The 22,391-nt window shown below is 69.7% G+C and carries 25 protein-coding genes, 1 tRNA gene, 1 other RNA gene and 1 pseudogene; 9 read left to right on the top strand and 19 right to left on the bottom strand.

Annotation, left to right across the window (positions count from 1 at the left end; genetic code table 11):
- Window positions 1–5: 5 nt before the first annotated feature.
- The 3 genes from AB0M01_RS30750 to AB0M01_RS30740 all read right to left on the bottom strand — a co-directional run bounded on the left by AB0M01_RS30750 (window position 6) and on the right by AB0M01_RS30740 (window position 2,968).
- Entirely contained in the window at window positions 6–764 is a 759-nt protein-coding gene (locus AB0M01_RS30750) for a cobalt transporter (RefSeq protein ID WP_363675670.1), read from the bottom strand.
- Window positions 761–1,441 (bottom strand): LPXTG cell wall anchor domain-containing protein, encoded by a 681-nt coding sequence (locus AB0M01_RS30745; protein ID WP_363675668.1) that lies wholly within the window; start codon window positions 1,439–1,441, stop codon window positions 761–763. The genes AB0M01_RS30750 and AB0M01_RS30745 overlap by 4 nt, the downstream gene beginning before the upstream one ends.
- Window positions 1,442–1,588: 147 nt before the next feature.
- Window positions 1,589–2,968, bottom strand: a complete 1,380-nt coding sequence (locus AB0M01_RS30740; RefSeq protein WP_363675666.1) for a serine/threonine-protein kinase — start codon at window positions 2,966–2,968, stop codon at window positions 1,589–1,591.
- 118 nt (window positions 2,969–3,086) lie between these two features.
- On the opposite strand from AB0M01_RS30740, the gene AB0M01_RS30735 reads away from it, so the two are divergent.
- Complete coding sequence (locus AB0M01_RS30735; protein ID WP_363675664.1) at window positions 3,087–4,100, top strand: hypothetical protein; 1,014 nt, start codon at window positions 3,087–3,089, stop codon at window positions 4,098–4,100.
- On the opposite strand, the gene AB0M01_RS30730 is transcribed toward AB0M01_RS30735, so the two are convergent.
- The 11 genes and pseudogenes from AB0M01_RS30730 to AB0M01_RS30680 form a co-directional block, all read right to left on the bottom strand.
- Entirely contained in the window at window positions 4,000–4,644 is a 645-nt protein-coding gene (locus AB0M01_RS30730) for a DUF5063 domain-containing protein (protein WP_363675662.1), read from the bottom strand. The genes AB0M01_RS30735 and AB0M01_RS30730 overlap by 101 nt on opposite strands.
- The gene (gene recR, locus AB0M01_RS30725; RefSeq protein ID WP_077017959.1) at window positions 4,637–5,236 is read right to left on the bottom strand and encodes a recombination mediator RecR; all 600 of its coding nucleotides are present in this window, start codon (window positions 5,234–5,236) and stop codon (window positions 4,637–4,639) included. Before recR ends, AB0M01_RS30730 begins: the two co-directional genes overlap by 8 nt.
- Before the next feature lies 1 nt (window position 5,237).
- The gene (locus AB0M01_RS30720; protein WP_363675659.1) at window positions 5,238–5,735 is read right to left on the bottom strand and encodes a YbaB/EbfC family nucleoid-associated protein; all 498 of its coding nucleotides are present in this window, start codon (window positions 5,733–5,735) and stop codon (window positions 5,238–5,240) included.
- 271 nt (window positions 5,736–6,006) lie between these two features.
- The gene (locus AB0M01_RS30715) at window positions 6,007–6,297 is read right to left on the bottom strand and encodes a hypothetical protein (protein ID WP_363676025.1); all 291 of its coding nucleotides are present in this window, start codon (window positions 6,295–6,297) and stop codon (window positions 6,007–6,009) included.
- Window positions 6,298–6,320: 23 nt separating this feature from the next.
- A complete protein-coding gene (locus AB0M01_RS30710) occupies window positions 6,321–6,470 on the bottom strand; it encodes a hypothetical protein (protein WP_363676023.1) in 150 nt (49 codons plus the stop codon).
- A 12-nt stretch (window positions 6,471–6,482) separates the two neighbouring features.
- The gene (locus tag AB0M01_RS30705) at window positions 6,483–6,728 is read right to left on the bottom strand and encodes a hypothetical protein (RefSeq protein WP_363676021.1); all 246 of its coding nucleotides are present in this window, start codon (window positions 6,726–6,728) and stop codon (window positions 6,483–6,485) included.
- 840 nt (window positions 6,729–7,568) lie between these two features.
- Window positions 7,569–7,748, bottom strand: coding sequence for a hypothetical protein (locus tag AB0M01_RS30700; RefSeq protein WP_363676019.1), 180 nt, complete (start codon window positions 7,746–7,748; stop codon window positions 7,569–7,571).
- Window positions 7,749–7,796: 48 nt separating this feature from the next.
- On the bottom strand, window positions 7,797–8,126 hold the full coding sequence (locus tag AB0M01_RS30695; protein WP_363676017.1) for a hypothetical protein: 330 nt from the start codon (window positions 8,124–8,126) through the stop codon (window positions 7,797–7,799).
- 55 nt (window positions 8,127–8,181) lie between these two features.
- Window positions 8,182–9,387 (bottom strand): annotated as a pseudogene (locus AB0M01_RS30690) (DNA polymerase III subunit gamma and tau); the annotation flags it as partial.
- A 66-nt stretch (window positions 9,388–9,453) separates the two neighbouring features.
- A complete protein-coding gene (rfbA, locus tag AB0M01_RS30685; RefSeq protein ID WP_363675657.1) occupies window positions 9,454–10,332 on the bottom strand; it encodes a glucose-1-phosphate thymidylyltransferase RfbA in 879 nt (292 codons plus the stop codon).
- 67 nt (window positions 10,333–10,399) lie between these two features.
- Window positions 10,400–10,912 (bottom strand): helix-turn-helix domain-containing protein, encoded by a 513-nt coding sequence (locus tag AB0M01_RS30680; protein WP_363675655.1) that lies wholly within the window; start codon window positions 10,910–10,912, stop codon window positions 10,400–10,402.
- Window positions 10,913–11,039: 127 nt separating this feature from the next.
- On the opposite strand from AB0M01_RS30680, the gene AB0M01_RS30675 reads away from it, so the two are divergent.
- Both AB0M01_RS30675 and AB0M01_RS30670 read left to right on the top strand, forming a co-directional pair.
- Window positions 11,040–11,822 carry a short-chain dehydrogenase/reductase gene (locus AB0M01_RS30675; RefSeq protein ID WP_363675653.1) on the top strand — a complete coding sequence of 261 codons (783 nt, stop codon included), beginning with the start codon at window positions 11,040–11,042 and terminating at the stop codon, window positions 11,820–11,822.
- Window positions 11,823–11,888: 66 nt separating this feature from the next.
- On the top strand, window positions 11,889–12,866 hold the full coding sequence (locus tag AB0M01_RS30670; RefSeq protein ID WP_363675651.1) for an SDR family oxidoreductase: 978 nt from the start codon (window positions 11,889–11,891) through the stop codon (window positions 12,864–12,866).
- A gap of 1 nt (window position 12,867) precedes the next feature.
- Here AB0M01_RS30670 and AB0M01_RS30665 read toward each other — a convergent pair whose 3' ends face one another.
- A complete protein-coding gene (locus AB0M01_RS30665; RefSeq protein WP_363675649.1) occupies window positions 12,868–14,493 on the bottom strand; it encodes a long-chain fatty acid--CoA ligase in 1,626 nt (541 codons plus the stop codon).
- A gap of 121 nt (window positions 14,494–14,614) precedes the next feature.
- Between AB0M01_RS30665 and AB0M01_RS30660 the strand changes: the two genes are divergently transcribed.
- Window positions 14,615–15,082, top strand: a complete 468-nt coding sequence (locus AB0M01_RS30660; protein WP_363675647.1) for a MarR family transcriptional regulator — start codon at window positions 14,615–14,617, stop codon at window positions 15,080–15,082.
- A 2-nt stretch (window positions 15,083–15,084) separates the two neighbouring features.
- Window positions 15,085–15,483: a hypothetical protein gene (locus AB0M01_RS30655; RefSeq protein WP_363675645.1), complete on the top strand. Its 399-nt coding sequence runs from the start codon at window positions 15,085–15,087 to the stop codon at window positions 15,481–15,483.
- A gap of 8 nt (window positions 15,484–15,491) precedes the next feature.
- Here the strand turns inward: AB0M01_RS30655 and AB0M01_RS30650 are convergent, their stop codons facing one another.
- Window positions 15,492–16,664, bottom strand: coding sequence for an acyl-CoA dehydrogenase family protein (locus tag AB0M01_RS30650; RefSeq protein WP_363675643.1), 1,173 nt, complete (start codon window positions 16,662–16,664; stop codon window positions 15,492–15,494).
- A 94-nt stretch (window positions 16,665–16,758) separates the two neighbouring features.
- Between AB0M01_RS30650 and AB0M01_RS30645 the strand changes: the two genes are divergently transcribed.
- Window positions 16,759–17,628 (top strand): alpha/beta hydrolase, encoded by an 870-nt coding sequence (locus AB0M01_RS30645; protein WP_363675641.1) that lies wholly within the window; start codon window positions 16,759–16,761, stop codon window positions 17,626–17,628.
- Window positions 17,629–17,644: 16 nt separating this feature from the next.
- Here AB0M01_RS30645 and nadE read toward each other — a convergent pair whose 3' ends face one another.
- A complete protein-coding gene (gene nadE / locus AB0M01_RS30640; RefSeq protein ID WP_363675639.1) occupies window positions 17,645–18,460 on the bottom strand; it encodes an ammonia-dependent NAD(+) synthetase in 816 nt (271 codons plus the stop codon).
- A 130-nt stretch (window positions 18,461–18,590) separates the two neighbouring features.
- Between nadE and ffs the strand changes: the two genes are divergently transcribed.
- An RNA gene (gene ffs, locus AB0M01_RS30635) (signal recognition particle sRNA small type) lies at window positions 18,591–18,687 on the top strand.
- A 102-nt stretch (window positions 18,688–18,789) separates the two neighbouring features.
- Window positions 18,790–19,605, top strand: a complete 816-nt coding sequence (locus tag AB0M01_RS30630) for a TIGR03620 family F420-dependent LLM class oxidoreductase (RefSeq protein ID WP_363675637.1) — start codon at window positions 18,790–18,792, stop codon at window positions 19,603–19,605.
- A gap of 123 nt (window positions 19,606–19,728) precedes the next feature.
- Here AB0M01_RS30630 and AB0M01_RS30625 read toward each other — a convergent pair whose 3' ends face one another.
- The gene (locus AB0M01_RS30625; RefSeq protein WP_363675635.1) at window positions 19,729–20,709 is read right to left on the bottom strand and encodes a GNAT family N-acetyltransferase; all 981 of its coding nucleotides are present in this window, start codon (window positions 20,707–20,709) and stop codon (window positions 19,729–19,731) included.
- A complete protein-coding gene (locus AB0M01_RS30620) occupies window positions 20,691–21,335 on the bottom strand; it encodes a CatB-related O-acetyltransferase (protein ID WP_363675633.1) in 645 nt (214 codons plus the stop codon). Before AB0M01_RS30620 ends, AB0M01_RS30625 begins: the two co-directional genes overlap by 19 nt.
- A gap of 861 nt (window positions 21,336–22,196) precedes the next feature.
- Between AB0M01_RS30620 and AB0M01_RS30615 the strand changes: the two genes are divergently transcribed.
- Window positions 22,197–22,284 (top strand) — tRNA-Ser (locus AB0M01_RS30615).
- The last annotated feature ends 107 nt before the right edge of the window (window positions 22,285–22,391 follow it).

The following is a 22,391-nucleotide window of genomic DNA, read 5'->3' as shown; positions in this document are numbered from 1 at the left end:
TCTCCTTAGGTGGCGAGCAGATGGATCGCGGCGGTCGCGGTCAGGCCGGCCCCCGCCAGCGTGATGCCGACGGCCGCGAGAACAGGGGCGACCTTGGTCGCGCGGGCGAGCAGCGTGTGGGTGCGGCCGGCGGTGACGACGACCGAGCTGCCGGCGACGGCGAGCAGGCCGACGCCGAACAGGACGACGGCCATGCCGAGGCCGAAGGTGATCACCAGGAGCAGCGCGAAGCCGGCGCGGCCGATGAAGAGGCCGGCGACGAGGATGAGGAAGGCCGACGGAGAGGGGGTGAGGCCGCCGGAGATGCCGAGCATGAGGAGGCCTGGGCGCTTGGTTTGCTCGTGGCCGTGGCCGTGGCCGTGCCCGTGTCCATGTCCGTGGCCGTGGCCGTGTCCGTGGCTGGTGCTGCTGTTGCGGAGGTGGCGGCGTACCAGCCAGATGCCGGTGGCGACGACCAGCAGGCCGGCGACCAGCTCCAGCCAGGTGGTGAGCTGCTGCAGCGACACGACGTCAGCCAGCTGCAGGAACGTCCACGCCAGCGCGATGACCAGCACCGACACCGTGTGCATGACCGCTACCGATCCGCCCAGCCAGGCGGCGTCCCGGACGCGTCCCCGCTCTCCCACCAAGTACGCCGCCGCCAGGCTCTTCCCGTGCCCCGGCATGACCGCGTGGCCGGCTCCAGCGATGAACGCCAGCCCGAACGCGACCGGCGGCACGCCCGGCGAGTGCACGAACGCCTGCAACTGCTCCGACAGGTTCATGCGATCGCCTTGCGTCGCCGTACGACGAAGAGTGCCGCTGCTGCAGCCAGCACGACGCCACCGATCACCGCTGACAGCTGGATCGCAGCACTACGACCTGTCTGTACGGCGACCTGCTGCTGCTCAGCTGGCACGTCTCCGAGCAGCCACTCGTGCGTGGTCCGGTCGCTGCCGTACACCGCGCGCTCGCCAGCCGGCCCGGTCGCCAGCGTCTGATACGCCGGATTCAGGTCGGTCAGCGTGCGGACGTCGACCAGCGCCTTACCCACCGGACCTGTGCAGGTGTAGTCGACGATCGCGCCGGCTTTGGCCACGTCCTTGACCGGCTGCACCTTGCCGACGCAGCGCGCGTCGCCGCTGGTCACCGAGATCTGCCGCAGCAGGTAGTCGGCGAACTTGCCCGACGGCCCGACCGCGGCCGCGTCGGACGGCCGGAAGAACACGGCGCCGTCGAGCATCACCCGGTCGCGCGGCAGCAGCTCGAGCGCGATCCCCAGCAGCGTCAGGTCGTCGAGGCCGCCGACCTTCCAGTGCACGCGGACGACGTCCGGCCGGGCCAGCGCGACGGTGACGGTCTGCGGGTCGCCGAACGGGTGGGCCGCGGCCGGCGTGACCGATGCCGCGGCCAGTCCCGCGGCGAGCACGGCGATCGCCGGGACCCGCTTCCATCCGGACAAGGGCAACGCTCCAGGTCAGAGGATGCTGCAGCGTCAACAAACGCGAGCGGCTGAACTCTGTCCGGCAGGCGGTAACTCGGTCCCGCGCTCCAGTGACCCGGACGCGACCGGACGGTGAACGTCTGGCGGGTTGACCTGCGGATGCGGTCAGTAATTGACGTCGAACAGGCGTCCGGCGTACCAGTTGAGGGCTGCGCGGAGCTCGCCGATCTGGCGGAGCCGGCGGCGGCTGGTCGCGCCGTGGGCGACCGGGAAGACCCGGTGCCCGCCGTGGAACCGGTGCGGCGACGCCGGCAGCTCGGCGGCGCGCGCGGGGTCGAGCCAGACGACCAGCCAGACGCGGCGGGGTCTGCCGACCAGACGGATCCGCGACACCGCCGACCACGGGACGGATCCGGTCCGGCCGGAACGCGTCGCTGTCAGCCCGTCGGCGTTCACCACGAGGCGCACCGTGCGGGCGAACAGGAACGGCACCCGGAACGCGAGGACGGCCAGGCCGATCAGGCTGAGCAACCACCAGAACAGGGCCTGACCGTGAAAGCCCACTTCCGCGGCGTACGAGGAGAGGTAGCCGGTCGTGCTGGTGAACGCCAGCAGCCACAGGGTCATCAGGACCGACCAGGTGCGGCTGGTGCGGAACGTGGAGCCGACGGGCTGTGGTTCGGTCGGCGGACGTTCGGCGGGCAACAGTCGGGTTGGTGCCACGGTCTGCATTATCGTTGCTGTTGGCAACTGAACCGCCGGGCTCAGCATCCCCAGCACCTGTTGCGGCGTCGGCCTGTGCTCCGGCCTCCGCTCCAGGCACCCACGCACCACCGCCGCAACCTCCTCGGGCAACGGCGGAATCTGCGCCTGCCCCTGCACCACCCGAGCCATCATCACGCTCAGCGGCCCCCGCCCGAACGGCCCCTGCCCGCTCGCCGCGAACACCAGCACGCCGCCGAGTGAGAACAGGTCCGACGCCGGCCCGATCGGCTCGCCGGTGATCTGCTCGGGCGACAGGTAGCCCGGCGTACCGACGACGATCCCGGTCGCGGTCAGGTTCACGTCTTCGAGCGCCCGAGCGATCCCGAAGTCGATCACCCGCGGCCCGTTGTCGGTGAGCAGGATGTTCGACGGCTTCAGATCGCGGTGCACCACCCCGGCGCGATGGATCGCGACCAGCGCCTCGGCGAGCCCTGCGGCGACGTACCGGAGTCTGTCCGGCTGCAACGGCCCCTGCGCGTCGACCGCCTGCTGCAACGTCGGCCCCGGCAGGTACTCGGTCGCGAGCCACGGCCGCTCGGCATCGGGATCAGCGTCGACCACGGCCGCCGTGTACGCACCGCCGACCCGCCTGACCGCCGCGACCTCCCGCGCGAACCGCGCCCGAAATCCCGGATCGTCGGCCAGCTCCGGCCGAACCACCTTCAGGGCGACCAACCGGCCACCCGGCGACCGCGCGAGATGCACCGTCCCCATCGCGCCGCTCCCGAGCCGCCCCTGGACCACGAACGGACCAACCACCGCTGGACCTTCGTGCTCCACGCGCGCCCCCTCGCCCTCACCGGCGCCTCACGCTATCCCACCCGGGGGAATATCCGGAGGCCTTCTTTTGCTCCGTTGAGGCGGTTGGTCGTTTTGGTTTCTGAGAGGGATGATCGTGGTGAGCGCACCGGCGTTCCCGCTGAACTACTTCGGTATCGCGTTCGGTCTGACCGGCCTGGCCGGCACCTGGACGGCCGCGAGCGACGCACTCGACGTCAGCCGAGCCGCGGCCAACGTGCTCTGGCTGGTCGCCCTGACAGTCTGGCTGGTCAGCCTGGTCCGCTACTTCCGTGGAGCCCGTACGCCGAGGCAGGTGCTCGCCGACCTCGAGCACCCGGTACTCGGCCCCTTCGGCTCCCTCGTGCCGACCGCCGGCATGCTGTACGGCGCGGCGCTGAGCCACTACGCCTTTGCTGCTGGGCGCGCGGTTGTGCTGGTGATGTTCGTGCTCGGTCTGGCGGTGGCGACGCTGTTCTTCACCCGGCTGCTGGTCCGGCAGCGTGACATCGACCAGCTGCACGCCGGGTACCTGCTGCCGACGGTGGCGGCCGGTCTGATCGGTGGGCAGAGCCTGGCGACCGTCGGACTGCCTCAACTCGGCTACGGCTCGTTCGGCGTCGGCATCCTGATGTGGCTGCTTCTCGGCGCTCTGCTGCTCGGGCGGCTGGCCTTCCGGCCGGCGCTACCCGCGGCGCTGGTCCCGACGCTGGCGATCTTCGCGGCGCCGCCCGCCGTCGGCGGGAACGCCTGGTTCGCTCTCGAAGGGCGACCGGACCTGTTCCAGCACGCGCTGCTGGGCGCGTTCGTGCTGCTGGTCCTGGTGCAGCTCGCGCTGGTCCCGACGTACGCGCGACTGCCGTTCGGGCTGGGCTTCTGGGCGCTCACGTTCACCACCGCGGCCAGCGGCACGTACGGCATCCACTGGCTCGTCGCAGCCGGCGTACCGGGCGCGGACGTGCTGACGGTCGTCGTACTGGTGCTGGTGACCGCGGTGATCGGCTGGATCGCCGCACAGTCCGTGCGGCTCGTGCTCAGCGGCGCTGGACGGCTTCCTCGGCGACCTCGACCAGTTCGCGGTCGGACGCCTCGGTCTCCGCGTCGTGCGCCGGCTCCAGCCGGTCATGCGCGATGAGCGACTGGATGGCGCGCAGTACGGCGCTGGCCGCCGCGCCCCAGGTGGAGACGTAGGAGAACTGCCACCACCACAGCGCCTCGATGATCCGGCCGGACTGGTAGTGCGCGAGCCCGTGCACCAGGTCGGTCGCGATCGCGGTCAGGTCGTCGGAGAGCCGGTTCACGGTGATCTCCGGCGGTGCGGCGTACGGGTCGAAGACCTCGGCGTACTCGTCGAGGCCCTCGAACAGCACCGCCAGGCGGTCCCGCATCGCGTCGAGGTCCGGGTCGGGCCCCGCGTCGCTCTCGAAGCGCTCCGCCGGGACGAAGTCCTCGAACGCACCGAGGCGACCGCCGGCCAGCAGCAGCTGGCTGACCTCGAGCAGCAGGTACGGCAGCGAGGCGAGTCCCTCGTCGACGCCTTCCTCGTCCGGCTGCGCCGCGATGTCGCGCACCGAGATCAGGAAGCTCTGCACCTGGTCCGCGATCTGCTCGGCGAACTCGGTCAGGTCCTCGTTGTCGGTGTCCAACGCGCGTTCCGCAATATCGGTTGATTCAGTCATCGATCGATCGTCGCCCTTCAAACGCCCGTCCGAGTGTGACCTCGTCGGCGTACTCGAGATCACCGCCTACAGGTAGTCCACTGGCCAAACGAGTCACACGCAACCCCATGGGCCTGAGCAACCGGCTCAGGTACGTGGCGGTCGCCTCACCTTCGAGGTTCGGGTCGGTGGCGAGAATGATCTCGGTCACCTCACCGCTGGCCAGCCGTTGCATGAGTTCGCGGATCCGCAGCTCGTCCGGCCCGATCCCCTCGATCGGCGAGATCGCCCCGCCGAGCACGTGGTACCGGCCGCGGAACTCACGGGTCCGCTCGATCGCGACCACGTCCTTGGCTTCCTCGACCACGCAGATCAGCGCGAGGTCGCGGCGCGGGTCACGGCAGATCCGGCACTGCGTCTCCTCGGAGACGTTGCCGCAGATCTCGCAGAACTTGACCTTCTCCTTCACCTGGACCAGCACGTGCGCCAGCCGGCGGACGTCGGTCTCGTCGGCGGCGAGCAGGTGGAACGCGATCCGCTGCGCGGACTTCGGACCGACGCCGGGGAGCCGGCCGAGCTCGTCGATGAGGTCCTGGACGGCCCCTTCGTACACGTCAGCCCTGGTTCTGACCGGGCTCGGAGCCCGGCCGGGTGAACCCGAAGCTCGGGCCCTGGTCGTTGCCCGGCAGCTGCTTGCCCGCCTGGTTGCCCGGCAGGCCACGGTCGGCGCCGTCGTCGTTCGGCACCACGTCCGCACCGGCGCCACCACCGAAACCGGGCAGACCTCCACCCAGCCCACCGGCCAGCGGCCCCATCGCGCGGGCCGCGACCTCCTTGGCGTTCTCGGAAGCATCCCGTACGGCGGCCACGATCAGGTCGGCCAGCGTCTCGGTGTCGTCGGGGTCGACCGCCTGCGGGCTGATCGACAGGCTGAGCAGCTCACCGGTCCCGGACACCATCGCGGTCACCAGCCCACCACCCGCGGTGCCTTCGACCTCCTGGTTCTCCAGGTTGGCCTGAGCCTCCATCAGCTGGTTCTGCATCGCCTGGGCCTGCGCGAGCAGCTCGGACATGTCAAAGCCCCCGCCCTGCCCACCGCCACCGTCGAACACGCGCGATCTCCCGTCGGCCTCTTCCGCTTGCCCCTGAGCCTAGCCGGTCGCCCCGACAACCCCAGCGCCGGTCAGTGACCGAGCGGAAACCGATATGTGTCCACATCCTGTGGACCTGGTTTATCCACAGGATGTGGACAACATGTGCACACTCAAGCGGCGAAGCCGCCGCTCAACTTACCCACACCCCGTCCCCAGCCCTGTGGACAACCTGTTGAAACAAAACAGCCTGCCCCCTTCCGGGACAGGCTGCCTCAGCTTCTGGGATGGCTCAGTTGGGTTCTTCGTTGATGATCTGGGCCCCGAGCGTCTCCCGCAACAGATCGGTGTGCGACCGGGAATCCTCCTCGAGTACGACGTCGTCGTCCCCGATCGCCTCGGCCTCTTCCTCCGGAGTCAACGGCGCCTCCTGAACCTCCGGCGCCGCCGCAGCCTTCCGAGCCTGCTCAGCCGCCACCGCAGCCTCAGCCGCCCGCCGCTTACTGGCGGCCTGCCGCTCCACCTCCGGCGCCGCCGAAGGCGCCGGCGGACCGCCGGCTTGCTGCCCGGCCTGCACCGGCACGCGAACCTCAGCCGGAGGATCCGCTACAGCAACCCCGGCACCGGCCGCACCAGCCACAGCTCCGCCTGCCGCAGGCCCGCCCACAGCCCCAGCACCACCGCTGCCGGCGCCGCCATGACCCGCACCAGCCCCAGCCGCCGCTCGGTCACCCGCACCAGCCCCGGTCCCGGCACCGGCCCCGGCCGCTACTCGGCCATCGGCACCGACCCCGGCACCCACTCCTCCAGCCTCCGGCCCCGCAGCCGCACCCGCTCCAGCACCCGCCGCCCCGGCGCCATCCGTACCAGCCGCAGGCCCACCCACAGCCCCAACTCCACCAGGCGCTCCACCACCGTCAGCCGCGCCATCCCCCCAGCCGGCACCCTGGTGACCGTCGGCGCCCGCGTGACCAACCTCCGCACCGCCAGCACCCGCGTGACCAGCCGATCCACCACCCGGCCCTACCGGACCACCACCGTTCCCCGCCGCAACATCACCGTGCGCAGCCCCACCGGCACCTTCACCCCAGCTCGCAGCATCGCCACCACTAGCCGACCCAACCGAGCCCGGCGCCGAGTCACCCCAGCCACCGCCCTGTCCAGCACTCTGGTGCACGCCACCCGGCCCAGCACCGCTCATCCCACCCGCAGCATCCGCACCGCCGCCGAACCCACCGGCCCCACCAGCAGACCCCGCATCCGCACTACCTCCGCCGTACTGCCCCCCGTCCTGCGTCCCCTGATCCCAGGAAGAATTGGAAGGCGCGCTAGGCGGCGCGGAGGGCGGCGGCACAGCCCCCGACCCAGCCCCCGGGTCCGTCGAAGGATCCACCACGGCCTCGACCCGCCGGTTCAACCCGATCGTGTCGATCATCGCCTGCCGCAGGATCTCGTCACTGCCCGACCGAGCGAAGCTCTCCCGAGCCCCCGCGTTCACCAGCCCCAACGTCAACGTCTGGTCATCAACAGCGATCACCTGAGCGTTCTGACTCAGCATGATCCAAGCAAACCGCCGCTTGCTCTTCACAGCCTCGAGCACCTCAGGCCACAACCGCCGAACATCAGCCAGCCCCACAGCCCCCGTGGAAACCGGCGCCGCAACAGCCGGCGCCACCTGAGCAGCCGCTGGCGACTGCCCACCTACTCCAGCACCAGCCCCCGATTCATCCCCCCAAGCCCCACTCCGAGAAGCCCCACCCGAACTCCCGACACCCCCAGAGCCACTGGCCCCCGCTCCCGCGAACTGGCCACCACCAGCGCCACCACTCCCGGCTGCGGCGGCCTGGCCGCCGCCTACCCCGCCGTTCCCCGCGCCCCCGGCTTGCGCACCACCCGCTCCCGTGGCCTGCGCACCACCCGCGCCACCAGACCCCAGTCCAGCGCTCTGGGCACCACCCGCTCCAGCAGACTCCACGCCACTCGCACCCGCCGAGCCGCGTCCGCCTGCTGCACCTGCTCCACCGGACTCCGCACCAACCGCTCCCGCCGAGCCGCCTCCACTCGCCGCCGCAGCCCCGCCACCTACGCCACCGGGACCCGCAGCCCCAGCCGCGCCAGCTCCCCCCGAGCCCGCACCAGCGGACCCCGCGCCGCCAACTCCGCCCGCACCCGCAGCCCCTGCAGCTCCAACTCCACCCGCAGCCCCTGCGCCGCCAGCCCCAACCGAGCCTGCACCACCAGAGCCCGCGCCCGCTCCACCAGCCGGCGAACCTCCACCAACCGCTCCATCCCCCGCGCCACCAGCGACCCCACCCGCCGACCCAGCGCCACCGCCCGAACCCCCAGGCCGAGCACCCGCCCCAACACCCCCGGGACCGCCCGCACCAACAGCCGCAGCACCGGCAGACCCACCCGCAGGCACCCCGGCACCAGCGCTCCCCACCGACCCAGCGTCCGCCGTACCAGCCGGCACCCCGATCGTGAGCCGCCGCTCCATCCGATCCAACCGAGCCTGAATCCCGTTGGTCGAGTCATCAGCCCCCGGCAGCAGCACCTTCGCGCAGATCAGCTCCAGCTGCAGCCGAGGCGCAGTAGCCCCCCGCATCTCCAGCAACCCAGCGGCCACGATGTCCGCCGCGCGAGTCAGCTCAGCCGCACCGATCCCGGCAGCCTGCACCTGCAGCCGCTCGCCCTGATCCTCAGCCGCCTCGATCAACCCCGACGCGACAGCGTTCGGCACCGCCGACAGGATGACCAGATCCCGCAGCCGCCGCAGCAGATCCTCCGCGAACCGCTTCGGATCCTGCCCGGTCTCGATCACCTTCTCGACAGTCTCGAACACGGCCCGGCTGTCGTGCGCCGCAAACCCGTCAACACAAGCGTCCAGCAACGAGTCCGGCGTGAACCCGAGCAGCGCCACCGCCAGCTCGTACGTCACACCCTCCGGCCCAGCCCCACCGATCAGCTGGTCCAGCACACTCAGCGAGTCACGCACCGACCCGGCACCGGCCCGTACGACCAACGGCAGCGCGGCCGGCGCGATCGCCACACCCTCCGCCTCGCACAGCGTCGCCATGTAGTCCCCGAGCGCCTTCGGCGGCACCAACCGGAACGGGTAGTGGTGCGTCCGGGACCGGATCGTCCCGATCACCTTGTCCGGCTCGGTGGTGGCGAAGATGAACTTGAGGTGCGGCGGCGGCTCCTCGACCAGCTTCAGCAGGGCGTTGAAGCCCTGCGTGGTGACCATGTGCGCCTCGTCGATGATGTAGATCTTGTACCGGCTCTCGACCGGCGCGAAGAACGCCCGCTCGCGCAGGTCCCGCGCGTCGTCCACACCACCGTGCGACGCCGCGTCGATCTCGATCACGTCGATGCTGCCCGGCCCACCCCGCGCCAGGTCGGTGCACGACTTGCACACCCCGCAGGGCTCGGCGATCGGCCCCTTCTCGCAGTTGATCGCCCGCGCCAGGATCCGCGCACTCGTCGTCTTCCCGCAGCCGCGAGGCCCAGAGAACAAGTAGGCGTGGTTCACCCTGTTGTTGCTCAACGCGTTCCGCAACGGTGCCGTGACATGGTCCTGCCCGATCACCTCGGCAAACGTCTCCGGGCGATACCGGCGGTACAACGCAAGAGGTGCTTCCACGCCCGCAACCCTAGCGCCGCCCGCCGACATTTCCTCCCCAGCCCACCACCCCGCGATTCCAGCGCGCGAGACGGCGACCACCGGCTGCCGACCGGCTCAGCCCAGCGGGCCGTCTTCCTCCAGCAACCCGTGCAGGTACGTCCCGTACCCCGACTTCGCCAGCGTGTCCGCGCGCGCCAGCAGCCCGGCGTCGTCGATGAACCCGCGTCGCCAGGCGATCTCCTCCGGGCACCCGATCTTCTGCCCCTGCCGCATCTCCACGGCCCGGACGAACTCCCCGGCCGCCATCAACGAGTCGAACGTCCCGGTGTCCAGCCAAGCGGTCCCCCGCGGCAGCACCTCGACCTGCAGCCGCTTGGCCTCCAGGTACACCTCGTTCACCGACGAGATCTCCAGCTCACCGCGCGCCGACGGCTTGATCTCCTTCGCGATGTCCACGACATCCGCGGAGTAGAAGTACAGCCCCGGAACCGCGTAGTTGCTCTTCGGCTCCTTCGGCTTCTCCTCGATGCTCAGCGCCCGCCCCTCGGCATCGAACTCGACCACCCCGTACGCCGTCGGGTCCGCGACCCGGTAGGCGAACACGACGCCGCCGTCGACGTCGTTGAACGTCTGCAGGTGCACCCCGAGCCCGGGCCCGTAGAAGATGTTGTCGCCGAGTGCCAGCGCGACCGGCTCGTTCTGGATGAACTGCTCACCGATCAGGAACGCCTGCGCGAGCCCGTCCGGGCTCGGCTGTACGGCGTACGAGATCTCCATCCCGAACTGCGAACCGTCCCCGAGCAGCCGCTGGAACTGCGCCGCGTCGTCGGGCGTGGTGATGACCAGGACCTCGCGGATGTTGGCCAGCATCAGCGTCGACAGCGGGTAGTAGATCATCGGCTTGTCGTACACCGGGAGCAGTTGCTTGCTCGCTGCCATCGTGAGCGGGTGCAGTCGGGTGCCGGAACCGCCGGCCAGGATGATCCCTCGCATGCGACCGCACCTTACCGACGTTCCCGGTCCATGCCACATCGACCACTGGTCCGCCCGCGGCATCCGGTCACGGCCGGAACGCCGCCAGCGTCAGTACGCCGTACCGTCGCCACACGACCGGGTCCCGGTTCTCCAGCCGGTTCAGCTGCAGCACGGCCCCGCACAGCAGCACGCGAATGTCGATGACCGACAGGTCCGCCCGCACCTTGCCTGACGGTTTCGCGGCGTCGATCAGCTGCCCGTACAGGTCCAGCACCGGCGCCGGCCGGACGGCGCGCAGGTCAGTCAACGCGTCCGCCAGCAAGCGATCTCCGGCCATCCGCTCGAACAACTCGAGGACGCAGCCCGCGAACGCCTCGTAGGCATCGGGCTCCGACAGGGCCGCCCGAGTCCGCTCCTCCAGCAACCGAAACCTGTGCTGCACGACGGCCTCGACCAGCGCTTCCTTGGTCGGGTAGTTCCGGTAGATGGTCGGTTTCGTCACCCCGGCCCGCTCGGCGACCTGCGTCATGCTCGCCCGCAATCCGAGCTCCGCGAAGACCTCGTGCGCAGCATCCAGGATCCGCTGATGGTTCCGCACCGCGTCCACTCGTTTCAACGGTCTGTCGGACACTCGCCACCCTTCGCTCCGGACCACCCGAAATAAACGTACCCCAAGGTACGTTTAATCGTTGTCGATCTCGTTTCACTGTCTGGAGAACTAGAGCATGGATCTGCACCTGTCCGGCAAGACCGCCCTCGTCACCGGCGCCTCCCGCGGCATCGGCGCCGCGATCGCCGAGTCCCTGGCCGAGGAGCAGTGCAACTTGCACCTCGCCGCCCGCAGCGGACCGTTGCTGGAAGAGCTCGCCGAGCACCTCCGTACGACGTACGGCGTGACCGTCGCGACCACCGTCGCCGATCTGCGAGACCCGGACGACTTGGCCCGCCTCGCCGCCACGGCCGCCGACGCGGACATCCTGATCAACAACGCCGGCGACATCCGCGGCGGCACCCTCGACGCGATCACCGACGAACAGTGGCGCGACGGCTGGGAGCTGAAGGTGCACGGCTACATCAACCTCACCCGCCTCCTGTACGCCGAGATGAAGCGGCGCGGCCAGGGTGTCGTCATCAACATCATCGGCAACGCCGGCGAGAACCCCGACAGCCGCTACCTGTCCGGCAGCACCGGCAACGCCGCCCTGATGGCGTTCTCCCGGGCTCTCGGCGGTCGCAGCCTCGCCGACGGCGTCCGCGTCCTCGGCGTCAACCCCGGCCCTGTCGCCACGGACCGCATGGTCGCCCACCTGAAGGCGGCCGCCGCAACCAAGTTCGCCGACGAGAGCCGGTACGGCGAGCTCACGGCGCACTACCCGCTCGGCCGCCCCGCCGTCCCACGCGAGATCGCCGACCTCGTGACCTTCCTGGCCTCGGACCGCTCCAGCTACACCAGCGGCACCATCATCACCGCCGACGGCGGCGCCTCCACCGCGGCATCCCTCTACTGACCTGCCAGAGGAAACCCCATGACAACGACCCCCACAAACGCGAACCAACCGGCCGACACGCCCTCGATGCCGGAGCCGGACCCGCAGCCGCTCACCGCCCAGCCAGGCGTGGCCGGACCGCTCGCCGCCCAACCAGGCGTAGCCGGGCCGCTCGCCGCTCGGCCAGGCGTGGCCGACCAGCAATCCGGCCTCGACAGCCCGGTCGGCGAACACCCTGCCCACCAGACCCGGCAGCCCCTCCCTGCGTCCGATCCTTCCGCCCTGCCCGCGGGCCGGCGTACCGGGACCGGCCGGCTCGCAGGCAAGGTCGCGCTCCTCGCCGGCGCCACCAGCGGCATCGGACGCGCAACCGCCGAACTCTTCGCCCGCGAAGGCGCCCACGTCGCCATCGGCGGCCGCCGCGAACAGGAAGGCAAACAGCTCGCGACCACCATCGCCTCCACCGGTGGCCAAGCCATCTACGTCCACCTCGACGTCACCGACGAGGCGTCCGTCGAGCAAGCCGTCCGCATCACCGTCGACACCTTCGGCCGCCTGGACACCGTGGTGAACCTCGCCGGCGGTTTCTCCACCGGCGACGGCCCGGTCACCGAGGCATCCGTCGACCTGTTCTGGGACCAACTGAAGACCGACCTTTTCGGCACCTTCCTCTGCAATCGTTTCGCCATCCCGGAGATCATCAAGTCGGGCGGCGGCAGCGTCGTCAACATCGGCTCGATGCTCGGCTTCGGCTCCGTCCCGAACCGCGACGCCTACAGCAGCGCGAAGGGCGCAGTCCACACCCTGACCCGCTCCACCGCCCGCCGCTTCGCCGAGGACAAGGTACGCGTCAACGCGGTCGCCCCTGCCGGAGTCCGCACCGAACGCATGGCCAACATCCTCGCCATGAGCCCCGCCGCCCGCGCGATGGCCGACGCCCACATCCTCGGCCTGATCGAACCGGAAGAGGTCGCCCAGACCATCCTCTTCCTGGCCTCCGACGAGTCCAGGAAGCTGACCGGCCAGGTCATCGCCCTCAACGGCGGCATGTTCGACTGGGAATAGCTCACTCCAAGTGGTACTCCGCAAACCTCGTCCGCAGATCCTTCTTCGAGAACTTCCCCACCGACGTCTTCGGCACCTCGTCGATGAACTCCACCGCATCCGGCAGCCACCACTTCGCCACCAACGGCTCCAGGTAAGCGAGGATCTCCGCTCCCGTCACCGACTCACCCTCCTGCAGCACCACACACGCCAGCGGCCGCTCGTCCCACTTCGGATGCGGCACCCCGATCACCGCCGCCTCCTTCACCGCCGGGTGCGCCATCAGCAGGTTCTCCAGCTCCACCGAGCTGATCCACTCCCCACCCGACTTCACCAGGTCCTTCGTCCGGTCCACCAGCCGCACCGACCCGTACTGGTCGATCGCGGCCACGTCGCCGGTCTTCATCCACCCGTCGTCGGTGTTCAGCTCCACCCCGGCATCCGGCCGGTAGTACTCCGCCGCGATCCACGGCCCGCGCACCTGCAGCTCACCGGTCGCTTCGTCGTCCCACGGCAACGGCGTCGTCGACCCCGGCTCCACGATCCGGACCTCGACCCCCGGCAACGGCAACCCTTGCCGCGCCCGCAGCTTCGCCTGCTCGTCCTCCGGCAACCCCTGATCCCGCACCGGAACATGTGAGGCCGTCGCCACCGGACTGGTCTCCGTCATCCCCCACGCCTGCAGGATCGGCTTGCCCAGCTTCTCCCGGAACGCCTCCGACAGCGCCAGCGGCACCGCCGACCCACCGCACGGGATCCGCCGCAGCTTCGGCAGCTCGACCCCGTCGAGCAACGGCAGCAGCCCCTGCCAGATCGTCGGTACGCCCGCCGACAGCGTGACCTCCTGCTCCTGCAGCAGCTTCAAGATCCCCTGCGGCGACATGTCCGGCCCCGGGAACACCAGGCTCGCCCCCGCCATCGGCGCCGCGTGCGCGAGCCCCCACGCGTTCGCGTGGAACATCGGCACCACCGGCATCACCGTGTCGGTCTCGTGCAGCCCGATCCCCGCGTTGGTCAGGACGCCGATCGAGTGCAGCCAGGTCGACCGGTGCGAGTACACGACGCCCTTGGGGTTGCCCGTCGTACCGCTCGTGTAGCACATCGCGGCCGCCTGATTCTCGTCCTCGACGTGGAACTCGACCGGCTCCGCCGCGGCCAGCAGCTCCTCGTAGTCGTGGAACCGGTCGTCGTCCGGCAACTCGGCCGCCTGCGCTCCTTCCGGCAGGTCGTCCATCACCACGACATGGCGCAGTAGCGGCAACCGGTCGAGCAGCGGCAGGAACAGCCCCAGCAGCGACCGGTCCACGAAGACGACCTCGTCCTCGGCGTGGTTCGCGATGTACACGACCTGATCCGGGAAGAGCCTGATGTTGAGCGTGTGCAGGACGCGCCCGGTGCAGGGCGCGGCGAAGTACAGCTCGAGGTGCCGCCCCGAGTTCCAGGCGAACGTGCCGACCCGGCCGTCCGCGCTGATCCCCAGGTTGTCCAGCACGCCGCCCAGGCGTCTGGTCCGCGCGGCCCACTCGCCGTACGTCATGGTCACGGGCGCTGGGCCCCCGGTGTGCACGGTCTTGTCCGGGAAGAACTGCTCCGCCCGGCGGAAGATGGTGTCCAGGGACAGCTGGTAGTCCTGCATCAGACCCTTCATGGCCCCACTGTGCCAGTTCCGGTGGCGCCTTGACCATGACCGCAACCGGCCCTTTTCCGGAACATTCCGGCCCCTCGACAGATAGATGTCGTGACATGCGTGTCGTGTAATCTATTAGCCGATGACGCCCGCCGAAGAGCTGCGCTACCTGGCGCTCGCGATCCAGCGCGAGGGAAACCGCCTGTTCGCAGCCGATCTGCGCCCGCTCGGGATCACCCCGTCGCAGGCCGAGGTCCTGCGCGTCCTGCGCGATCACGGCCCGCTGACGCTCAACGCGCTCGGCGGCTTGCTCGTCTGCGAGACCGGGACCAGCCCGAGCCGCCTGGTCGATCGACTGGTCGCCCAGGGCCTCGTCCGCCGGGAGACCGACAAGGTCGACCGCCGCTACCTCGCGCTCACCCTCACCTCGCGCGGCCGCCAGCTCTGCCGGCGTGTCGCCACCGCCGAGGACCGCCTGCACCGCCGAATCGACGACCTGACCGCCGGCCTGCCCGTCGACGAAACCATCAGCACGCTGCGAGCCGTCGCCGAGGCCTTCCCGGCCGGCGCCGCCCTGGCTCGCCGGCGCGACACCGTGAAGGAGAAGTAGTCATGGAGTACGCGAGCTCGACCATCCCCGCCTCCCGGGACGCGATCCGGCGCGCACTGCTCGACGCCCACGCCCTCCCGGAGTGGAACGAGGCCTTCGTCTCCGTCGACGGCCCAGCCGCGGCAACCGTCGGTACGCCGTACGCGCTGCGCGTGCGCCCTCGTTTCACCGGCGAGCTGCGCTACACGGTGATCGAGCCGGACCGCGTCGAGTTCGTCTGGGAGGTGCCCGGCTTCCACGAGACCGCCAGCTGGATGCTCGGTCCGGACGGCGAGGTGACCCACGCGTTCAGCCAGTCGGGGCCGCTCGCAACGGTCCTGCGTCCGGCGTACCGGGGGATCGCCGCGGTACGCCTGGGCCGCCTCACGAACCGCCTCACCCAGCTGGCCCGCGCCGCCTGACCTCTCTATTAGTGGAAGTGCGCTCCCGGCTTGCGGTAGCCGCGGAGCAGGTCGCGCGAGATGATCAGCCGCTGCATCTCGTCCGTGCCCTCGAAGATCCGCCAGAGCCGGACCTCGCGGAACCAGCGCTCGATCGGCAGCTCCTTCGTGTAGCCCATGCCGCCGTGGATCTGCAGCACCCGATCGGCGACCCTGTTGACCGTGTTGGTCCCGTACAGCTTCGCGACCGCGCTGTCGTGCTGCGGGTGCCGCCCCTGGTCGACCACCCACGCGGCGTACAGGACGAGCCAGCGCGCGGCCTCCAGCTCGACCTCGGAGTCGGCGATCATCCACTGGATCGCCTGGTTGTCCGCGATCGCGCGGCCGAAGGTCTCGCGGCTGTTCGCGTGCTCGATCGCCAGCTCCAGCAACCGCTCGCAGGCGCCGATCCCGCGTGACGGGATCAGGAACCGGCCTTTCATGATCCAGCGCATCGCCAGCTCGTAGCCCTGCCCGATCTCGCCGAGCACGTGGTCGGCAGGCACGCGTACGTCGTCGAAGTTGAGCGTCGCGGGCACTGCCTGGCCCATCGTCACGATCGGGTCCGACGTCCAGCCGCGCTCGCGGTCGACCAGGAACGCGGTGAACCCACCCTTCGAGCCCTTCTCCGCGTCCGTCACCGCGATCACGATCGCGAAGTCGGCCTCGTTGCCGCCGGTGATGAACGTCTTCTCGCCGCGGATCACCCACTCGTCGCCGTCGCGGCGCGCCGTCGTACGGATCGCTCTGGTGTCCGAACCGGCGCCCGGTTCGGTGATCGCGAAGCAGGACCGGCGCTCGCCGGAGATGGTCGGCAGCAGGTACTCCTTGCGCTGCTCCTCGTTGCACTCGTAGAGGATGTTGTCGGCCTCGCCACCGAACGAGAACGGCACGAAGGTCCGCCCGAGCTCGCTCGTGATCAGCGCCTGGTCGACCGCGGTCAGGTCCATCCCGCCGTACTCCTCGGGCGTGCTCAGACCCCAGAAACCGAAGCCTTTCGCCTTCTCCCGCAGGGCTTTCACGACATCGGGCTCGACACCGGGCAGTCCTTCGCGCTCGCGCCGCAGCACGTCGTTCTCCAGCGGCATCAGCTCCCGCCGGACGAACTCCCGGGTGGTGGCCCGGATCGCCTGCTGTTCCTCGGTGAGCGAGAAGTCGACCATGCAACGCCTCCAGGGTTCTGCGTCCGGAAGAATGCCGGAAAAGGTCCGGTTGAGGTCCTACTGCGCAACCCTAGGCCGATCTAGCTTTGAAAACATGTTGACCGAGATTCGCGGGACCCGCCTGTACGTCGACCACCGCGGCGCGACCGACGCGCCACCTCTGCTCTACCTGCACGGCGGCCCAGGCGCGGGCTCGTACGACTTCCTCGCCTTCCAGGGCGACCGGCTGGCCGAGCGACTACAGCTGATCGGCGTCGACCAACGGGGAGTCCAGCAGTCCGACCCGATCGACGGCCCGGTCACCGAGGACATCGTGATCGCGGACTGCGAAGCACTGCGGGAGCGCCTGGGCTTCGAGCGCTGGGCGATCCTCGGCCACTCGTACGGCGGCCGCCTGGCGCTACGGTACGCCGCGAACCATCCGTCGTCGGTCAGTCAGGTGATCTTCGAGAACCCACCGTGGGACATGGTCCTGGCGACCCGGACGCTGGTCGAGGCCGCCAAGCCGCTGCTCACCGAGATCGGCCTGCTGGACGAAGCCAATAGGCTCCTGTCCTGGTCCGGGCCGGCGACCACGGAAATGTGGAGCGACCGCACCACGCTGCTCCAGCAGCTCGGCGACCGCCGCATGGAGATCTACCTCGGACCAAGCTCGCGCGACCTGGTCCTCCCCGCCGGCGACCTACCCCAGGAGATCCAGGAACGCGCCGGGTACTTCGCCCAGACCATTGCCCAGAGCACCAGCTTCAACGAGTCGCTGCTCCCGCTGCTGTCTCGTCTGACGCAGCCCGCCCTCCTCATCAAAGGCGAGCACGACCCGGTCACAAGCCCGGAGGAGATCCATCATTTCCAAGCCGACGTCCCGCACGGCACCTACCGCCTCTTCGAGGGAGCCGGCCACTTCGTCCACGCCGAACAGCCTGAGGAGTACACCCGTGCCGTCACCGACTTCGTACTCCGCTGAGCCGACTCTCTCCCACTCAGAGGGCGATCGGGACCGCGCGCTTGTGAATCGTGCGGCGGTGGTAGCCGATGATCGTCTCGGCCGCCTCGGGCTCGATCTCGCGCCCTTCGAGGAAGTCGTCGATCTGGTCGTAGGTCACCCCGAGCACGGTCTCGTCCGGCACCCCCGGCCGGTCGGACTCGAGATCAGCCGTCGGGACCTTGCCGGTGATCTCGGGCTCCGCTCCGAGCCGCTCACCGACGGCCCGCACCCGGCGCTTCGTCAGCCCCGACAGCGGCGTCAGGTCACACGCCCCGTCGCCGTACTTCGTGAAGAAGCCCATCACGGCCTCCGCGGCGTGATCGGTCCCGACGACCAGCCCACCGCGCGCACCGGCGACGGCGTACTGCGCGATCATCCGCTGCCGGGCCTTGATGTTCCCGGTGTGGAAGTCGGCCCGCTCGCCGAGCCCCGCGTGCGCGACCGACGCGACCATCGCGTCGGTGGCCGGCTTGATGTCGACGGTCAGGGTTTCGTCGGGCTTGATGAACCCGAGCGCCCGCTGCGCGTCGTCCTCGTCGAGCTGCACGCCGTACGGGAGCCGCATCGCGACGAAGCTCGCGTCACCACCCTCAGCGCGGACCCGCTCGACCGCGAGCTGGCACAGCCGTCCCGCCGTGCTCGAGTCGACCCCGCCACTGATCCCCAGCACGTACGCCGAGGAGCGGGCCAGCCGCAGCCGGTCGACCAGGAACCCGACCCGGCGCTCGATCTCCAGATCCGCATCGAACGACGGCGTCACCCCGAGCTCGGCGATGATCAGTTCCTGCAGGTAGCGACGGTCCTCGCTCATCGATCTCCCTCACCGTTCGAATCCCGGCCTCCAGTATCCAAGTCGGCACCCGGCGGCCCGTCCGCACCCCCGCCGCGAGCCGCGGCCGGAGCCGATTCCCGATCCACGCCGCCGATCCCGTACACTCTTGGCTGGTTCCCCGCGTGGCGGTATCTCGCCCAACTCCCCCAGGGCCGGAAGGCAGCAAGGGTAAGTGAGCTCTTCCGGGTGCGCGGGGAATCCTCATGTCCGGCCCCGGTCAGGTACGTCCTCCCCGCCGCGGAAACCGAAGAGTCTCCTTCTCGCCAGGTGCGGTCTGCCCGCTTGGCCGGCGACCTAGGGTGGACCGCGTGAACAAGCCGTCGTTCGGACCCTTCGGGATCACCACCGGCCTGACCAGCTCACCGGACTCCCTCGAAGCCGCCCGCATCGCCGAAGACCTCGGCTACCCCGCGATCTGGCTCTCCGGCGGCCCCCTGCCCGGCCTCCAGACCATCAAGGACCTCGTCGAGGCCACCAGCACGATCAGGTACGTCAGCGGCATCCTGTCGATCGACACCTACCCAGCCGACGACGTCACCTCGACGTACGCAGCCATCGAGTCAGCAACCCCAGGCCGCTTCACCGTAGGCCTGGGCGGAGCCCACGGCCCCCACCCCCTCGCCAGCATGACCACCTACCTCGACCAACTAACCGGCGTCCCCAAAGCCCACCGCCTATTGGCCGCCCTCGGCCCCCGAATGCTCGAACTCGCCCGCACCCAAACCGCCGGCGCCTACCCCTTCTTGGTCACCCCCGAATACACCACCGAGGCCCGCCGCCTCCTGGGCGACGACAAACTCCTGGCAGTCAGCCACCTGGTCGTCGTAGAACCAGACCCCGACAAAGCCCGAGCCATCGCCCGCAACACCCTCAGCTTCTTCACCACCCTCCCCGGCTACGCCGCCAACCTCCACCGCATGGGCTTCACCGACACCGACTTCAGAACCCTCCCCAACCACATGGTCGACGCTCTGACGGCCTGGGGCACCCCACCCCAAATCGCCGCCTCCCTCCACCAACACCTGGAAGCCGGCGCCGACCACGTAGCCCTCAACGTCATCACCGGCGTAACCGGCCCCCAACCAACCACCCAATGGAGAGCCTTGGCCTCCGCCCTCCTCTGACCCACCCAGCACCACCGTCGGCCCCAAGCCCAGCAGCCAGCCGTCAGGCATCGCCTCGGATCGTCGTTGCACTCGGCTCTCGGCTCTCGGCTCTCGGCTCTCGGCTCTCGGCTCTCGGCGGAGCTAACGCTTCTGCCGGGCGAGCAGTTCGGGGATCCAGTGTTCGCCGTACCGGCTCTGGAGGTCCGCCCGTTGCCAGTCCTCTCCGGTGACCACCCCACGGCACAGCGACGAACCGCACGCGCATTCCATCCGCCAGCCAGCGACACCTGTGCTCGTGCCGTAGTCGCTGGTCAGCTCGTCCCCAGCGGCGAGATCCCGGCGAGCCGTCAGCGTGACAGCATTGGTCCACCAGCTGTTCGGATCGCAACTGTGGTTGCCGTATGCAATCACCGGCCGCGGATCGTTCGGCAACACCAGGTGAAGATCATCCTCAAGCGTGATCGTGTCCACCGGCGGCTTCTTCATCAGCTCCGCCAGCTCAGCCGTCGACACCTTCCGCCCAGCGAGTACCGAGACCACCTCACCCGCAGCGATCGGCGCCGTCGCGAACAGCCCTCGCCCGGCGATCCCGGAGTCCCGAACGACGAGATGCGGATGCCCCCAACACAGCGCCTTCTCGTACAGCCGAGCGCTCGACGTCAGCTTGTCGTACCGATACGGCCGGACCTCCCCAGTCGACTCGAAGCCCTGGCTGATCCAGAACGGCGCAGCCACTTCCGCGTTCGTATCGACCACAGCCAGCCTCAACCGCCGCACCTCCGGCCACTCCTCAGCGACGTACTGCTCACCCAGCCCGTACGTCGCACCACCAACCCCACGCCCCTGGCGATCCCCACGGACCTCGAGCAGCCCAATGAACGCGTACGACGGCTCCGGATAACCGCGCAGCAGATCAACCACCGCAACCAACTCGTCCCCGTCGAAGGCGCCAAGCACCACCTTCGCGTCCTCCGCCAGCCCCTCCGGCCGCATCATCAGCAGACTCTGCGCATCCGCCGCCCCCGGCGGATATCCAGTGATCCGCTCCGTGTACCCCGCGTCCGACTCGATCAACGCCTGCAGAGCGTCCACATCAGCAGCCCCTAGCGCACGGATTTCCATACGCTCTCCAGCTCGTCCACGCTCCCGGACATGATCACCGGCACATGCTCGGTCACCACCTCAGCCGGCCAGTCCCACCAAGCGATCGTCAGCAACCGCTCGACATCCGCATCACTGAACCGCCGCCGAATCACCTTCGCCGGGTTCCCCCCGACGATCGCGTAGTCCGGCACATCGTCCACCACCACCGCACCGGTCGCCACAATCGCCCCATGCCCGATCCGCACCCCCGGCATCACCTTCGCGTCGAGCCCGAACCAGACATCGTTCCCCACCACGGTGTCCCCACGCCCCGGCAACCCGCTGATCAACCCGAAGTGCTCGCTCCAACTCCCACCCATGATCGGAAACGGATAAGTCGACACCCCGTCCATCCGATGATTGGCCCCGTTCATCACGAACGTCGTCCCGGTCCCCAACGCGCAGTACTTCCCGATCCGCAACTTCTCCGGCCCGTAGTGGTAGAGCACGTTCCGCGTCTCGAACGCCTCCGGATCATCCGGGTCGTCGTAGTACGTGTACTCGCCCACCTCGATCAACTCCGACCGAACCAGCGGCTTCAGCAAAACCACCCGCTCAGCCCCCACAACCGGCCGCAACACCCCAGGATCAGGAACTCCACTCATCCCTCGACCCTAAAACCCAATCCGTCCACCCAGCCTCCCGTTTTCCTCCCGTCCGGGCTCCAGTCGGATCCTCCTCACCCAGCGCCGGAGGCGCTGTCGTAAGGGCCTCTGCATCGACTGAAGGCGAGAGCGCGCGGCAGTCGAGCGGCTGTTGCCATGCCGCCTGTGCGAGGCCCCCCCCGTGGACGGCTCCACGGACGATCGCGCTTGTGAGCATGTGATACCGCACAGGCAGCCGGCCGATGCGCCCGGCGCCCCGGTTGAGGCCGAGAGCAGATTGCTGCGTCGAATCGGGAGGCAACCGGTGACGACGTGGGGTGGACGTAGACCGGTGGGGACGTGAGCGATGGGTGGGCACACGCGAGCGATGGGTGGGCGCTGGTGAGGGATGGGCGACCGCACGAGGTGGCGGGGGCGTGGCGGTTTGGGGGAGTGGACGGTGCGGACGTGGACGGGTGCGGACGTGGGCGGGCGCGGACCTGGACCGTCTGGGACGCGGGCGGGTGGGACGTCGGTGGGTGGGACGTGGGTGGGTGGGACGTGGGTTGGACTGAGCGATGGGAGGCGCATGGGCAGGTGGGGGCGTGGGCGGTCTGAGGGACGCCGAGAGCGCGGACGTGTGCGGGTGACGACGAGGCCGAGTGGAGGACTTGAGCGGGCGGAGGCGTGGGCACGGGCACGGGCACGGGCACGGGCACGGGCACGGGCACGGGCACGGGCAGGATGTGGGCGGATGACCAACTCGCTGGGGAGCGTTGTGGCCACGCCGCGCCGGTGCTGGAACGCGCTTCGAGCGAGCTCGGCCCGGGTCTCAACCCCCGATTTCCCCCCGCCCACCCCGCTCGCGTATCCTCTCCGCTTGGAGGATTCGCCTAGAGGCCTAGGGCGCACGCTTGGAAAGCGTGTTGGGGGCAACCCCTCACGAGTTCGAATCTCGTATCCTCCGCCACCCTCCGAGGGGCCGATTGACCGGTGTTTCCGCTGGTCAGAGCAACATCCGGCCACTCGCAGAGAACGAACACACTGTGGGGCGGTTCCCGATCTGGGAACCGCCCC

The sequence above is a fragment of the Kribbella sp. NPDC051770 genome (genome assembly GCF_040681455.1).
Taxonomy (GTDB): domain Bacteria; phylum Actinomycetota; class Actinomycetes; order Propionibacteriales; family Kribbellaceae; genus Kribbella.
Note: the sequence above shows the minus strand (reverse complement) of the source record. Positions and strands in the feature narration are given on the sequence as shown.